Here is a 14,619-nt window from a genome sequence, read left to right as displayed (position 1 = left end):
GATGTCGAAACTCGGCACCCTCGGCGCCCGGCTCCACCGCGGCGAGATCGGCTACGACTTCGTCGGCAAGCGCAAGATCTGGTACGGCATCTCGATCCTGATCACCATCACGGCCATCCTCGGCCTGACGGTGCGCGGCCTGAACATGGGCATCGAGTTCCAGGGCGGCGCCGTCTTCACCACCGAGAGGACCAGCGTCTCGGTGTCCCAGGCCGAGACGTACGCGGAAGAGGCGTCCGGCCACGACGCGATCGTCCAGCAGCTCGGCAACGGCGGCCTGCGCATCCAGATCGCCGGCATCGACACCGGCAAGTCCGACCAGATCAACGAGCAGCTCGCCAAGGACCTCAAGGTCGACGCTGACAAGATCAACGCGGAGCTGGTCGGCCCCAGTTGGGGTGACCAGATCGCCAACAAGGCCTGGCAAGGCCTGGCGATCTTCATGGTCCTCGTCGTGATCTACCTGGCGATCGCCTTCGAGTGGCGCATGGCCTTGGCCGCGCTCGTCGCACTGATCCACGACATCACCATCACGGTCGGCATCTACGCCCTGGTCGGCTTCGAAGTCACTCCAGGCACCGTGATCGGTCTGCTCACGATCCTCGGCTACTCGCTCTACGACACGGTCGTCGTGTTCGACAGCCTCAAGGAACAGACGAAGGACATCACCAAACAGACCCGCTGGACCTACAGCGAGATCGCCGACCGCTCGATCAACGGCACGCTGGTCCGCTCCATCAACACCACGGTGGTCGCGCTGCTGCCGGTCGCGGGCCTGCTGTTCATCGGTGGCGGTGTGCTCGGCGCGGGCATGCTCAACGACATCTCGCTGTCGCTGTTCGTCGGCCTCGCGGCCGGTGCGTACTCCTCGATCTTCATCGCCACGCCGCTCGTCGCCGACCTCAAGGAGCGCGAGCCGCAGATGAAGGCCCTGAAGAAGCGCGTGCTCGCCAAGCGGGCTCAGGCCGCCGCGAAGGGCGAGCCCCTGGAGACCGAGACCGAGGTCTTCGACGAACCGCTGGACGACGACGAGCCGGAGGACGCCGCAACGGCGGTCGTCGGCCCGCGCAGCCAGCCCGCTTCCCGCAGCCGTGGCCGCGGCCGACCCTCGGGAAAGCGCCGATGACCGACATCGAAGGGCTGCTGCTCAGCCGTATCCGTGACGTTGCCGACTACCCGGAGCCGGGCGTGATGTTCAAGGACATCACCCCGCTCCTGGCGGACCCCGCGGCGTTCACGGCGCTCACCGAAGCGCTGGCCGACATCGCCGTCCGCAACGAAGCCACGAAGATCGTCGGCCTGGAGGCCCGCGGCTTCATCCTCGGTGCCCCCGTCGCCGTCCGTGCCGGGCTCGGCTTCATCCCCGTACGCAAGGCGGGCAAGCTTCCCGGAGCGACGCTGTCGCAGGCGTACGACCTGGAGTACGGCTCCGCCGAGATCGAGGTCCATGCCGAGGACCTGGTCGCGGGCGACCGTGTCATGGTCGTCGACGACGTCCTCGCCACCGGTGGCACGGCCGAGGCCTCGCTCGAGCTGATCCGCCGGGCGGGCGCCGAGGTCGCGGGCGTCGCCGTACTGATGGAGCTCGGCTTCCTCGGCGGCCGCGGCCGCCTGGAGCCGGCCCTCGCGGGCGCTCCGCTGGAGGCGCTCCTCAAGGTCTGAGCGTCCTGAGGACCCAGCAAGGTCCGATCCCCCCGGGGAAAGCCTCAGGAAAGGCCTGAGACACCCCTAGGACACCGCAGAGGCGGGCCCGGAGGAATCCGGCGCCCGCCTCTTGCGTTGCTCCTGTACGAGGCCGTCCCAGCGGCCGAAAGAGAGTCCGACGCTCAGGATCGCTACCATGGGGTATCCGGAGCCTGACCGGGGGACCCGGATCGCGCACGAGGAGTCCTCTTGCCAGACGAGGCCCAGCCACTCACCGCCGCCAAGCCCGAGCCCACCTCGGGTCCCGCGGACACGCCCGCCAAGAACGCCACCAGCGGGCCGGTCGAACACGCCCAGTCCGCGCCGGACGACAAGGCGGCCGAGCAGCCACGCCCCAAGCCGGCCACTCCCGAGCGCCCCGCGAGCACCCCGGCAGTCCGTTCCGCGGCGGGCCAGCCCACGCGCACCGGCGGCTCCTCCAACCGCGTACGGGCCCGCCTCGCCCGGCTCGGCGTCCAGCGCTCCAACCCGTACAACCCGGTCCTGGAGCCGCTGCTGCGGATAGTGCGCAGCAATGACCCGAAGATCGAGACGGCGACGCTCCGGCAGATCGAGAACGCCTACCAGGTCGCCGAGCGCTGGCACCGCGGCCAGAAGCGCAAGAGCGGCGACCCGTACATCACGCACCCGCTCGCCGTGACCACGATCCTCGCCGAACTCGGCATGGACCCGGCCACGCTGATGGCGGGCCTCCTGCACGACACCGTCGAGGACACCGAGTACGGCCTCGACACCCTGCGTCGCGACTTCGGCGACCAGGTCGCCCTCCTCGTCGACGGCGTCACCAAACTCGACAAGGTCAAGTTCGGCGAGGCCGCGCAGGCCGAGACCGTGCGCAAGATGGTCGTCGCCATGGCCAAGGACCCCCGCGTCCTGGTCATCAAGCTCGCCGACCGTCTGCACAACATGCGCACCATGCGCTACCTCAAGCGCGAGAAGCAGGAGAAGAAGGCGCGCGAGACCCTGGAGATCTACGCGCCTCTCGCCCACCGGCTGGGCATGAACACCATCAAGTGGGAGCTGGAGGACCTCGCCTTCGCGATCCTCTACCCCAAGATGTACGACGAGATCGTGCGCCTTGTCGCCGAGCGGGCCCCCAAGCGCGACGAATACCTCGCCATAGTGACCGACGAGGTCCAGTCCGACCTGCGCGCCGCCCGCATCAAGGCCACCGTCACCGGCCGCCCGAAGCACTACTACAGCGTCTACCAGAAGATGATCGTCCGCGGCCGTGACTTCGCGGAGATCTACGACCTGGTGGGCATTCGTGTACTGGTCGACACGGTGCGCGACTGTTACGCGGCCCTCGGCACGGTGCACGCGCGATGGAACCCGGTCCCCGGCCGGTTCAAGGACTACATCGCGATGCCCAAGTTCAACATGTACCAGTCGCTGCACACGACGGTCATCGGACCCAACGGCAAGCCCGTCGAACTCCAGATCCGTACGTTCGACATGCACCGCCGTGCCGAGTACGGCATCGCCGCGCACTGGAAGTACAAGCAGGAGCCCTCCGCCGGTGCCTCCAAGGTGCGCACCGACGCCCCGAGGAGCGCGGGCAAGGACAAGGACGCCGTCAACGACATGGCGTGGCTGCGCCAGTTGCTCGACTGGCAGAAGGAGACCGAGGACCCCAGCGAGTTCCTCGAGTCCCTGCGCTTCGACCTGTCCCGCAACGAGGTCTTCGTCTTCACGCCCAAGGGCGACGTCATAGCGCTCCCGGCGGGCGCGACCCCGGTGGACTTCGCGTACGCGGTCCACACGGAGGTCGGCCACCGCACCATAGGCGCACGGGTCAACGGCCGCCTCGTACCGCTCGAATCCACGCTGGACAACGGCGACCTGGTGGAGGTCTTCACCTCCAAGGCGGCCGGCGCGGGCCCCTCCCGCGACTGGCTCGGCTTCGTGAAGTCCCCGCGCGCCCGCAACAAGATCCGCGCCTGGTTCTCCAAGGAGCGCCGCGACGAGGCGATCGAGCAGGGCAAGGACGCCATCGCGCGCGCCATGCGCAAACAGAACCTGCCGATCCAGCGCATCCTGACCGGCGACTCCCTGGTCACCCTCGCGCACGAGATGCGCTACCCCGACATCTCGTCGCTGTACGCGGCGATCGGCGAGGGCCATGTCGCCGCGCAGAGCGTCGTGCAGAAGCTGGTGCAGGCGCTCGGTGGCGAGGAGGCGGCCACCGAGGAGATCGACGAGTCGGTTCCGCCCGCGCGCGGCCGCGGCCGCAAGCGGCGCTCCAACGCCGACCCGGGTGTCGTCGTCAAGGGCGTCGACGACGTGTGGGTCAAGCTCGCCCGCTGTTGTACGCCCGTCCCCGGCGACCCGATCATCGGCTTCGTCACCCGCGGCAGCGGCGTCTCGGTGCACCGCAGCGACTGCGTCAACGTCGACTCGCTGTCCCGTGAGCCCGAGCGCATCCTCGAGGTCGAGTGGGCGCCCACCCAGTCCTCGGTCTTCCTGGTCGCCATCCAGGTCGAGGCCCTGGACCGCTCCCGACTCCTCTCGGACGTCACGCGCGTCCTGTCGGACCAGCACGTCAACATCCTGTCCGCGGCCGTCCAGACGTCCCGCGACCGCGTCGCCACCTCCCGCTTCACCTTCGAGATGGGCGACCCCAAGCACCTGGGGCACGTCCTGAAGGCGGTCAGGGGCGTCGAGGGCGTCTACGACGTGTACCGCGTCACTTCGGCCCGCAGGCCGTAATCGGCCGCTACGTAGAGGGGCTCCCGTACGCACCGTACGGGAGCCCCTCTACGTAGCAGCGGAAAAACTCAGCCGCCTCAGCCGCCTCAGCCGCCTCAGCCGCCGAACTCCTGCAGCCCCTTCAGCGCCTGGTCGAGCAGCGCCTGACGGCCGTCGAGCTCCCTCTGGAGCTTGTCGGCCTTCGCGGTGTTGCCCGCGGAGCGCGCCGCCTCGATCTGGCCACGGAGCTTGTCCACGGCAGCCTGCAGCTGACCGGTCAGACCCTCGGCACGCGCGCGTGCCTCCGGGTTGGTCCGGCGCCACTCGGCCTCCTCGGACTCCTGGAAAGCCCGCTCCACCGCGTGCATCCGGCCCTCGACCTTCGGGCGGGCGTCGCGCGGCACATGGCCGATGGCCTCCCAGCGCTCGTTGATCGAGCGGAAAGCGGCCCGGGCCGCCTTCAGGTCCTGCACCGGGACGAGCTTCTCGGCCTCCTCGGCCAGCTCCTCCTTGAGCTTCAGGTTCTCCGTCTGCTCCGCGTCCCGCTCGGCGAAGACCGAGCTGCGCGCCGCGAAGAAGACGTCCTGGGCGCCGCGGAAGCGGTTCCACAGGTCGTCCTCGTGCTCGCGCTGGGCGCGGCCCGCGGACTTCCAGTCCGTCATCAGCTCGCGGTAGCGCGCCGCGGTGGGACCCCAGTCCGTCGAGCCGGACAGCGACTCGGCCTCCGCGACCAGCTTCTCCTTGGTCTTGCGGGCCTCCTCACGCTGCGCGTCCAGCGAGGCGAAGTGCGCCTTGCGCCGCTTGGAGAACGCCGAGCGGGCATGCGAAAAGCGGTGCCACAGCTCGTCGTCCGACTTGCGGTCGAGTCGTGGCAGCCCCTTCCACGTGTCCACCAGGGAGCGCAGCCGCTCACCGGCCGCCCGCCACTGGTCGCTCTGCGCCAGTTCCTCCGCCTCGACGACCAGCGCCTCCTTGGCGTGCCGCGCCTCGTCGGACTGCTTCGCGCGCTGGACCTTGCGCTCCTCACGGCGCGATTCGACCGTCTCGACGAGCTTGTCCAGCCGCTGCCGCAACGCGTCCAGATCACCCACCGCGTGGTGGGCGTCCACCTGCTCGCGAATGTGGTCGATGGCCGTCTGCGCGTCCTTCGCCGACAGGTCGGTGGTCTTCACTCGCTTCTCGAGGAGGCCGATCTCGACAACCAGGCCTTCGTACTTGCGCTCGAAGTAAGCCAGCGCCTCATCAGGAGAGCCGGCCTGCCAGGAACCGACGACCTGCTCGCCGTCGGCCGTACGCACGTACACGGTCCCCGTCTCGTCGACGCGGCCCCACGGGTCGCTGCTCACAGCGCCTCCTCCACATGATGCCTGCGAGGGGCTTCAGTGCCCCCGGGCATCGTCCACAGTTTCGTCACGGCCAACATAGGCGACCAGCACGGCGGCTGTCCGCATCCAGCGCGACCGAAATTTCGCAGTTGACGGTCAGGATTTCGTCACGGTCATCTTGTTGACGACGACGGTCGCGTTGGGCGCGCCATCGCCCTGGCCTGTGCTCTCGCCGGCCGCCGCGATCTTCTTGAGGACCGTCAGGCCGGACTTGGAAATAGTTCCGAACGGTGTGTAGCTGGCCGGCAGCTGACTGTCCTGGTACACGAGGAAGAACTGGCTGCCGCCGGTGTGCGCCGTGCCGGTGTTCGCCATGGCGACCGTGCCTGCCGGATACACGCCGCCCTTGAGGGTTTTGTCCTTCAGGTTCTCGTCCGGGATCGTGTACCCGGGACCGCCGCTGCCGGTGCCCTGCGGGTCACCGCACTGCAGCACGTAGATGCCGTTCGTGGTGAGCCGGTGGCACTTGGTGTGGTCGAAGAACCCCTTGCCCGCGAGGAAGCTGAACGAGTTCACGGTGTGCGGGGCCGCGGCCGTCTTCAGGGCGATGTCTATGTCGCCGCAGGTCGTGGCCATCTTCATCGTGTAGTCCGCGGACTTGTCGATGGTGACCGCCGGCTCCTTCTTCCAGCTCAGCGACTTCGCCGCGCCCTCGGCGGCCTTCTCGCACGGATCCGGTGCCGCGCTCGTCGCCGAAGCGCTCGGGGTCACCTCCGCGCCCGCGTTGGCCTTCTTGTCGTCGCCGTTGAACACCCCGGTCGCGTACGACACCACGCTGCCGACGACGACCACACCGAGGACCGATGCGATCACCGAGTTGCGCATGTTCGTCTTGCGCCGCGCGGCCGTACGCCGCTGCTGCTGCCGCAAGAACTTCTCCCGGGCGAGCTGACGTCGCCGCTGTTCCTGGGTGACCACCGGGTTATCTCCTCATGCGTCTCGTACGTCAAGTGGGACGCGTGCGTCTTGTGAGCCGACCGCCTGCGTGTGCCCCGTACCGTATATGGGTTCGCTGAGGAATCGGCAGCGCCGGTAGGCTCTGATCCACAGCCGCCCACCCCGTACGACACATCGCGTACGCCACCACGAAGGACGATCGTGCTCATTGCCGGGTTCCCCGCCGGGGCCTGGGGCACCAACTGTTACTTGGTCGCCCCCGCCGCGGGTGAGGAGTGCGTGATCATCGACCCGGGCCATCAGGCCGCCCAGGGAGTCGAGGACACGCTTCTGAAGCATCGGCTCAAGCCCGTCGCGGTCATCCTCACCCATGGCCACATCGACCATGTCGCCTCGGTCGTCCCGGTGTGCGGAGCGCACGACGTACCGGCCTGGATCCACCCCGAGGACCGGTACATGATGAGCGACCCGGAGCGGGCGCTCGGCCGGTCCATCGGGATGCCGCTGATGGGCGAGCTGACGGTGGGGGAGCCGGACGACGTGAAGACGCTCACCGACGGCGCGCGACTGGAACTCGCCGGCCTGGAGCTGTCCGTCGCGCACGCGCCCGGCCATACGAAGGGGTCGGTGGCCTTCCGGATGCCCGAGAGCGCGGACATCCCGTCCGTGTTCTTCTCCGGGGATCTGCTCTTCGCCGGCTCCATCGGACGCACCGACCTGCCCGGCGGTGACATGGACGAGATGCTCGGCTCGCTGGCCCGCGTGTGCCTGCCGCTCGACGACTCGACCGTGGTGCTGTCCGGCCACGGCCCCCAGACGACCATCGGCCAGGAGCGCGCCGCCAACCCGTATCTGCGGCAGGTGGCAGCCGGCCAGGGAGCTGATGTGAACACCGCTCCCCGACGAGGAATGTGACGAGACTTTCCGTGAGCACCTTCAAGGCCCCCAAGGGCACGTACGACCTGATTCCGCCGGAGAGCGCCAAGTACCTCGCCGTGCGTGAGGCGATCGCCGCCCCGCTGCGGAACTCCGGCTACGGCTACATCGAGACGCCCGGCTTCGAGAGCGCCGAGCTGTTCGCGCGCGGGGTCGGTGAGTCCACCGACATCGTGACCAAGGAGATGTACGCCTTCGAGACCAAGGGCGGCGACAAGCTGGCGCTGCGCCCCGAAGGCACCGCGTCCGTGCTGCGCGCGGCGCTCGAGGCCAATCTGCACAAGCTCGGCAATCTGCCGGTCAAGCTCTGGTACTCGGGCTCGTACTACCGCTACGAGCGCCCCCAGAAGGGCCGTTACCGCCACTTCTCGCAGGTCGGCGCCGAGGCGATCGGTGCGGAGGACCCGGCGCTCGACGCCGAGTTGATCATCCTGGCGGACCAGGCGTACCGCTCGCTCGGTCTGCGCGACTTCCGGATCCTGCTCAACTCGCTGGGCGACAAGGAGTGCCGTCCCGTCTACCGGGCTGCCCTCCAGGACTTCCTGCGTGGGCTGAGCCTGGACGAGGACACGCTGCGCCGCGCCGAGATCAACCCCTTGCGCGTCCTCGACGACAAGCGCGACGACGTACAAAAGCAGTTGGTCGGCGCGCCGCTGCTGCGCGACTACCTGTGTGACGGGTGCAAGGCGTACCACGAGGAGGTGCGCGAGCTGATCACCGCCGCGGGCGTCTCCTTCGAGGACGACCCGAAGCTGGTGCGCGGCCTCGACTACTACACCCGGACCACCTTCGAGTTCATCCACGACGGTCTGGGTTCCCAGTCCGCCGTGGGCGGCGGCGGGCGCTACGACGGGCTGTCCGAGATGATCGGCGGTCCTGCGCTGCCGTCCGTCGGCTGGGCACTGGGTGTCGACCGTACGGTTCTCGCGCTGGAGGCGGAGGGCGTCGAGCTCGAACTTCCCGCGGCCACCAGTGTGTTCGCGGTGCCGCTGGGTGAGGAGGCTCGGCGGGTGCTTTTCGCCAAGGTCACGGAGTTGCGGAGGCTGGGCGTTGCCGCGGACTTCTCGTACGGGGCGAAGGGGCTCAAGGGGGCGATGAAGAACGCGAACCGGTCGGGTGCGCGGTACACGATCGTCGCCGGGGAGCGGGATCTCGCCGAGGGTGTCGTGCAGCTCAAGGACATGGAGTCCGGTGAGCAGGTTGCGGTCGGGGTGAGCGAGATCGTGGCGGAGGTCGAGGCCCGACTGGGCTGAGGCCGGGCTTCCTCGCCCCCGCCTCTCCTACCCGTCCCATCCGTTCCTGAGGGCTTCGCCCCCCAGACCCCCGCCTTCGTCCGAAGGGCTCGTCCTCAAACGCCGGACAGGCTGACATACCCAGCCCGTCCGGCGTTTGAGGACGAGGCCGTCCAGGCGGAACGGGGGTCTGGGGGCGGAGCCCCCAGGGGATGGGAATGGGTAGGGGCGGCGGGGGCGAAAAAAAGGCCCTCAGCCCGGCGATGCCGACGTGTGGCCATGCCGATGAACCTCCCGCCGAAACCGAGCACTCCGGGACGACCGCGCGTACCTCCTTATGCCCATCGAACGGTGGGCACACATGCGCGTGCGGCACAATGTCGGTGCCCGCAGGCCCTTCGAAGCTACGGAAACGGCGTGATGAGCAAGACGACAGTCAAGGACGTCTCCACCGACCCGGAACGCGTCGACGGTCCCCGGACGGTCGGCGGCAGCCGTGCGCTCGCCCTGATGCTGGTGATCACCGGCGCGGCCGGGCTGCTCGCCGCGTGGGTCATCACGATCGACAAGTTCAAGCTGCTGGAGAACCCGAACTTCGTGCCGGGGTGCAGCCTGAACCCGGTCGTCTCCTGCGGCAACATCATGAAGAGCGACCAGGCCTCGGCCTTCGGGTTCCCGAACCCCATGCTGGGACTCGTCGCGTACGGCATGGTGATCTGCGTCGGCATGACCCTGCTCGCGCGGGCCACGTTCCCGCGCTGGTACTGGCTGACCTTCAACGCGGGCACGCTCTTCGGCGTCGGATTCTGCACCTGGCTGCAGTTCCAGTCGCTGTACCGCATCAACTCGCTGTGCCTGTGGTGCTGCCTCGCCTGGGTCGCCACGATCATCATGTTCTGGTACGTGACCTCGTCCAACGTCCGCAACGACTTCCTGCCCGCCCCGCGCTGGCTGAAGAGCTTCTTCGGCGAGTTCACCTGGGTCCTGCCGGTGCTGCACATCGGCATCATCGGGATGCTGATCCTGACCCGCTGGTGGGATTTCTGGACCAGCTGACAGCCCTGCGGGCAATGTCAGTGGCGTGACATAGGGTTTTGTACGTGGAGCCCGACTTGTTCACCGCCGCAGCAGAAGAACGCCAGGAGAAGGACCCGACCGGCAGCCCCCTGGCGGTACGGATGCGCCCGCGCACCCTCGATGAAGTCGTGGGCCAGCAGCATCTGTTGAAGCCGGGCTCGCCCCTGCGCAGACTCGTCGGCGAGGGGAACGGCGGCCCGGCGGGACCATCCTCGGTGATCCTCTGGGGCCCGCCCGGCACCGGCAAGACGACCCTCGCGTATGTCGTCTCCAAGGCCACCAACAAGCGCTTCGTGGAGCTCTCCGCGATCACCGCGGGCGTCAAGGAAGTGCGCGCGGTCATCGACGGTGCACGCCGCGCCACCGGCGGCTTCGGCAAGGAGACCGTTCTCTTCCTGGACGAGATCCACCGCTTCAGCAAGGCGCAGCAGGACTCCCTGCTCCCGGCCGTCGAGAACCGCTGGGTGACCCTGATCGCCGCGACCACCGAGAACCCGTACTTCTCGGTGATCTCCCCGCTGCTCTCCCGCTCCCTCCTCCTCACCCTCGAACCCCTCACCGACGACGACGTGCGCGGTCTCCTCAAGCGCGCGCTCACCGACGAGCGCGGCCTGCGGGAAGCCGTCACCCTCCCCGAGGACACCGAGCAGCACCTGCTGCGGATCGCCGGCGGTGACGCCCGCCGCGCCCTGACCGCCCTGGAGGCCGCCGCCGGGTCCGCGCTCGACAAGGGCGAGCCGGAGGTCACCCTCCAGACCCTGGAGGAGACCGTCGACCGCGCCGCCGTGAAGTACGACCGCGCCGGCGACCAGCACTACGACGTGGCGAGCGCCCTGATCAAGTCCATCCGCGGCTCGGACGTGGACGCCGCGCTGCACTACCTGGCCCGGATGATCGAGGCGGGCGAGGACCCCCGCTTCATCGCCCGCCGCCTGATGATCTCCGCCAGCGAGGACATCGGACTGGCCGATCCGAACGCGCTGCCCATAGCCGTGGCCGCCGCCCAGGCCGTCGCGATGATCGGCTTCCCCGAGGCCGCGCTGACCCTCAGCCACGCCACCATCGCCCTCGCCCTGGCACCGAAGTCCAATGCCGCGACGATGGCGATCGGCGCCGCCATGGAAGACGTACGCAAGGGACACGCGGGTCCGGTGCCGATGCACCTGCGCGACGGGCATTACAAGGGCGCGGCCAAGCTCGGGCACGCCCAGGGGTACGTGTATCCGCACGACCTGCCCGAGGGCATCGCCGCCCAGCAGTACGCCCCGGAGGAGCTCAAGGACCGGGAGTACTACGCGCCGACCCGGCACGGCGCCGAGGCGCGCTACGCGGACGCGGTGGAGTGGACCAGGAAGCACCTCGGTCGAGGGCGGCCCTGATCGGCCTGTAACATGTGTGGAAGCGCTGCGTCCCGTGTCCGGCTCCGGTCGGCACCACCAGAACGGGACATCCAGCCGGAGCCCCTGCCTCCACGGAGGGATTCCAGGAGCGTCGCGCACCGTCGAAGGTGTCGCGGGCAGCCCACCACCACCCGGTCTTCCGGGAACGGTCGGTGGGCCACTCGCGTGCTGCACGTATGTGCCCAGACCAGGGAGCGGCTGCCCAGCGGGTTCGACCGACCGGACCCGCGGGGTTTCCCAGGCTGCGGATGCGACCTCCTTTAACTCTGGTGAGCCGAAAACCAGGAAAGAGAAAAAGACAGTGGCGAATCAGTCCCGCCCCAAGGTCAAGAAGTCGCGTGCCCTCGGCATCGCGCTGACCCCGAAGGCCGTCAAGTACTTCGAGGCCCGCCCCTACCCGCCGGGCGAGCACGGCCGCGGCCGCAAGCAGAACTCGGACTACAAGGTCCGTCTGCTCGAGAAGCAGCGTCTGCGCGCGCAGTACGACGTGTCCGAGCGCCAGCTCGTCCGCGCCTACGAGCGTGCCTCCAAGGTTCAGGGCAAGACCGGTGAGGCCCTGATCATCGAGCTCGAGCGCCGTCTCGACGCGCTGGTCCTGCGTTCGGGCATCGCCCGCACGATCTACCAGGCCCGCCAGATGGTCGTCCACGGCCACATCGAGGTCAACGGTGGCAAGGTCGACAAGCCCTCGTTCCGTGTCCGTCCCGACGACGTCGTGATGGTCCGCGAGCGCAGCCGCAGCAAGACGCTGTTCGAGGTCTCCCGCGCGGGCGGGTTCGCCCCCGACGGCGAGACCCCGCGCTACCTCCAGGTGAACCTCGGCGCCCTGGCGTTCCGCCTGGACCGTGAGCCGAACCGCAAGGAGATCCCGGTGATCTGCGACGAGCAGCTCGTCGTCGAGTACTACGCCCGCTGATCTTCCAGCGGACGTAGCACCACCTGCGCGTCAGCGTCAGCCCGTCGTCTCCCCACCCTTCGAGGTGGGCGAGACGGCGGGCTTTTGCGTGTCCGGGGGCAGCCTGCGAGGCGACGGCACCGCGCCGAGCGGCCGGGCCCCGGCCCGCCCCAGCGCCCGCGCCACCGCCGCCTTCTGGCCGAGCCGTGCCCCCGCCCGTACGCACTCCTCGTACCGCTCATCGCCCAGCCGCTCCCGGGCCATGGCCTCGCACCGCTCGTGCGGGGCGTTGTAGTAGGCCGAGCCGAACAGCGGCAGGCCCACCGACGGCCACATCCGGGCCGCCGCCCCTTGCAGCAGCGCGGCCTCGGCCGGATCGCCCTGCACCGCCGTGACCAGCGCGAGGAGCTCGATCGAGAGGACCGTGCCGAGCAGATCGTGGAAGGCCGGCGCGATGCCGAGGCACTCCTGAAGGAGATCCCGGGTCCGCGCCGCATCGCCGTCGGCCAAGGCTTCGTACGCCAGTACGTACAGCGCGTACGTCAGCGCCCAGCGCTCCCCATGGTCCTCGCAGACCTGGCGGACGTCCTCGCACAACCGCACCGCGCCCGGCAGATCGCCCTGGAACGCCAGCGCCATCGCCAGCTCGACCTGGCCCATCAGTACATTGCTGTTCAGCTCGCCGATCTCGTGATATCGGCTCAGCGCCGAGCGCAGCAGGGTTTCCGCGCCCGCCATGTCGTCCGTGATCAGCGCCAGACAGCCGGTGCGGTGCTCGGCGTACGCGAACGCGATGGCGTTGCCGGTGCGCTCCGCCTCCTCGCGGCACTCCTGGAGCGCGGTCAGCGCGGGCACCGTGTCGCCCTGCAGGATCGCCACATAGCCGAGCACCCACAGGGCCTTCAGCCGCGACTGGTCACCATCGCCGTCGAGATCCACGGCGCGTTCCAGCCAGTGCCGTCCCTCCGACAGTCGGCCGCAGCCGACCCAGTGGAACCACAGGGTGCCCGCGAGGTACTGGCCCAGATGCGCCTCGCCCGGCTCGGTCAGGCAGTACTCCAGGGCGTGGCGCAGATTCGGCAGCTCCGTCTCGACGCGCCCGGCCACCTCACCCTGCCGCGGAGAGAACCAGTCCAGCTCGCACCAGGTGGCCAGGCCCAGATACCAGTCGCGGTGGCGACGGCGCAGCCTGCCCGCGTCGCCCACCGCCTCCAGCCAGTCCCCGCCGTACGCCCGGACCGTGTCCAGCATGCGGTAGCGCGGGCCCGCCGCCGTCTCCTCGCGGGACAGCACCGACTGCGCGAGCAACTCGCCCAGCAGGTCGAGGACGTCGTCGGCGTGCAGTCCGTCGCCGCTGCAGACGTACTCGGCGGCCTCCAGGTCGACATGTCCGGCGAACACCGAGAGCCGCGACCACAGCAGCCGCTCCTCGGGTGTGCACAGCTCATGGCTCCAGCCGACCGCCGTACGTAAGGTCTGGTGCCGGGGCAGTGCGTCGCGCCCGTCGCCGGTCAGCAGCCGGAAGCGGTCCTCGAAGCGGGACAGGAGCTGCGCGGGGGACAGGGCGCTCAGCCGCCCCGCCGCCAGCTCGACCGCGAGCGGGATCCCGTCCAGGCGCCGGCACAGCTCCCGGACGTCCGACCGGTTGCCGTCGTCGAGCGCGAACCCGGGCACCCGGGCCGCCGCCCTGTCCTCGAACAGCTCCGCGGCCTCCGACTCGGTCAGCGGCGCCAGCGGGAACAGCCGCTCGCCCTCGACCGCCAGCGGCCTGCGCCCCACGGCGAGCACCCGCAGCCCCGGCGTACGCCGCAGCAGCTCGCTGATCAGCGCGGCGCACGCGTCCACCAAATGCTCGAACCCGTCCACGACCAGCAGGAGTTGACGCTCGGCGAGATGGTCGAGGAGCACCTGGCGCGGTGGCCTCGACGTCTGATCCGTCAGACCGAGGGCCTCCACGAGCGCGTGGGCGACGAGGTCCGGATCGCGTACCGCGGCCAACTCCACCCGCCACGCCCCGCCGGGCCACCGCGCGCCCGCCGCGGCACGCGCCGCGAGGCGCGACTTGCCGACGCCACCCATGCCGGTCACCGTCACCAGCCGGGCCCTGCCCAGCTCCTCGGCCAGCTGCGCGAGTTCGGCCGAGCGGCCCACGAACGCGTTGAGTTCCAGGGGCAGATTGCCGTGCGGCGCACCATCGGAGCGCTGGGACCGGTGAAAGTGCTGCATGGACTGCGGAGCGTACTGACCCGTAAGCACTCCGTACAATCCTGTCGCGCAACTCCGGTCCCGTCGGGGCGGTAATGCGGTACGGAGCGGCGGCCCTGGCGCGATAGGCTCGGGGGACGACTTTTCGATGGTCAAGCACGATGTTCAAGCACGATGTTCAGGCGCGATGTTCAGGTCCG

The 14,619-nt window shown here is 69.3% G+C and carries 11 protein-coding genes; 8 read left to right on the top strand and 3 right to left on the bottom strand.

The genetic code is table 11. The features are described 5' to 3' along the window. Window position 1 precedes the first annotated feature (1 nt). The 3 genes from secF (at window position 2) to ACX28W_RS02325 (ending at window position 4,413) form a co-directional block, all read left to right on the top strand. Complete coding sequence (gene secF, locus ACX28W_RS02335; RefSeq protein WP_458997059.1) at window positions 2–1,126, top strand: protein translocase subunit SecF; 1,125 nt, start codon at window positions 2–4, stop codon at window positions 1,124–1,126. Then, entirely contained in the window at window positions 1,123–1,662 is a 540-nt protein-coding gene (locus ACX28W_RS02330) for an adenine phosphoribosyltransferase (protein WP_458997058.1), read from the top strand. Before secF ends, ACX28W_RS02330 begins: the two co-directional genes overlap by 4 nt. Window positions 1,663–1,893: 231 nt before the next feature. Next, the gene (locus ACX28W_RS02325) at window positions 1,894–4,413 is read left to right on the top strand and encodes a RelA/SpoT family protein (RefSeq protein WP_458997057.1); all 2,520 of its coding nucleotides are present in this window, start codon (window positions 1,894–1,896) and stop codon (window positions 4,411–4,413) included. A 95-nt stretch (window positions 4,414–4,508) separates the two neighbouring features. Here the strand turns inward: ACX28W_RS02325 and ACX28W_RS02320 are convergent, their stop codons facing one another. Both ACX28W_RS02320 and ACX28W_RS02315 read right to left on the bottom strand, forming a co-directional pair. Next, the gene (locus ACX28W_RS02320; RefSeq protein WP_458997056.1) at window positions 4,509–5,738 is read right to left on the bottom strand and encodes a DUF349 domain-containing protein; all 1,230 of its coding nucleotides are present in this window, start codon (window positions 5,736–5,738) and stop codon (window positions 4,509–4,511) included. A 135-nt stretch (window positions 5,739–5,873) separates the two neighbouring features. Then, entirely contained in the window at window positions 5,874–6,695 is an 822-nt protein-coding gene (locus tag ACX28W_RS02315) for a peptidylprolyl isomerase (RefSeq protein WP_458997055.1), read from the bottom strand. Between the two features lie 180 nt (window positions 6,696–6,875). Between ACX28W_RS02315 and ACX28W_RS02310 the strand changes: the two genes are divergently transcribed. From ACX28W_RS02310 to rpsD, 5 genes are all read left to right on the top strand, one after another. Then, on the top strand, window positions 6,876–7,589 hold the full coding sequence (locus ACX28W_RS02310) for an MBL fold metallo-hydrolase (RefSeq protein ID WP_458997054.1): 714 nt from the start codon (window positions 6,876–6,878) through the stop codon (window positions 7,587–7,589). An 11-nt stretch (window positions 7,590–7,600) separates the two neighbouring features. Continuing rightward, entirely contained in the window at window positions 7,601–8,863 is a 1,263-nt protein-coding gene (hisS, locus tag ACX28W_RS02305) for a histidine--tRNA ligase (protein ID WP_458997053.1), read from the top strand. Window positions 8,864–9,262: 399 nt separating this feature from the next. Beyond that, on the top strand, window positions 9,263–9,898 hold the full coding sequence (locus ACX28W_RS02300) for a vitamin K epoxide reductase family protein (protein WP_458997052.1): 636 nt from the start codon (window positions 9,263–9,265) through the stop codon (window positions 9,896–9,898). A gap of 44 nt (window positions 9,899–9,942) precedes the next feature. After that, the gene (locus ACX28W_RS02295; protein ID WP_458997051.1) at window positions 9,943–11,298 is read left to right on the top strand and encodes a replication-associated recombination protein A; all 1,356 of its coding nucleotides are present in this window, start codon (window positions 9,943–9,945) and stop codon (window positions 11,296–11,298) included. A gap of 322 nt (window positions 11,299–11,620) precedes the next feature. Beyond that, on the top strand, window positions 11,621–12,235 hold the full coding sequence (gene rpsD / locus ACX28W_RS02290) for a 30S ribosomal protein S4 (RefSeq protein ID WP_046260069.1): 615 nt from the start codon (window positions 11,621–11,623) through the stop codon (window positions 12,233–12,235). A 36-nt stretch (window positions 12,236–12,271) separates the two neighbouring features. Here the strand turns inward: rpsD and ACX28W_RS02285 are convergent, their stop codons facing one another. After that, the gene (locus ACX28W_RS02285) at window positions 12,272–14,440 is read right to left on the bottom strand and encodes an ATP-binding protein (RefSeq protein WP_458997050.1); all 2,169 of its coding nucleotides are present in this window, start codon (window positions 14,438–14,440) and stop codon (window positions 12,272–12,274) included. Window positions 14,441–14,619: the final 179 nt, after the last annotated feature.

The organism is Streptomyces sp. SD15 (assembly GCF_054462255.1).
Note: the sequence above shows the minus strand (reverse complement) of the source record. Positions and strands in the feature narration are given on the sequence as shown.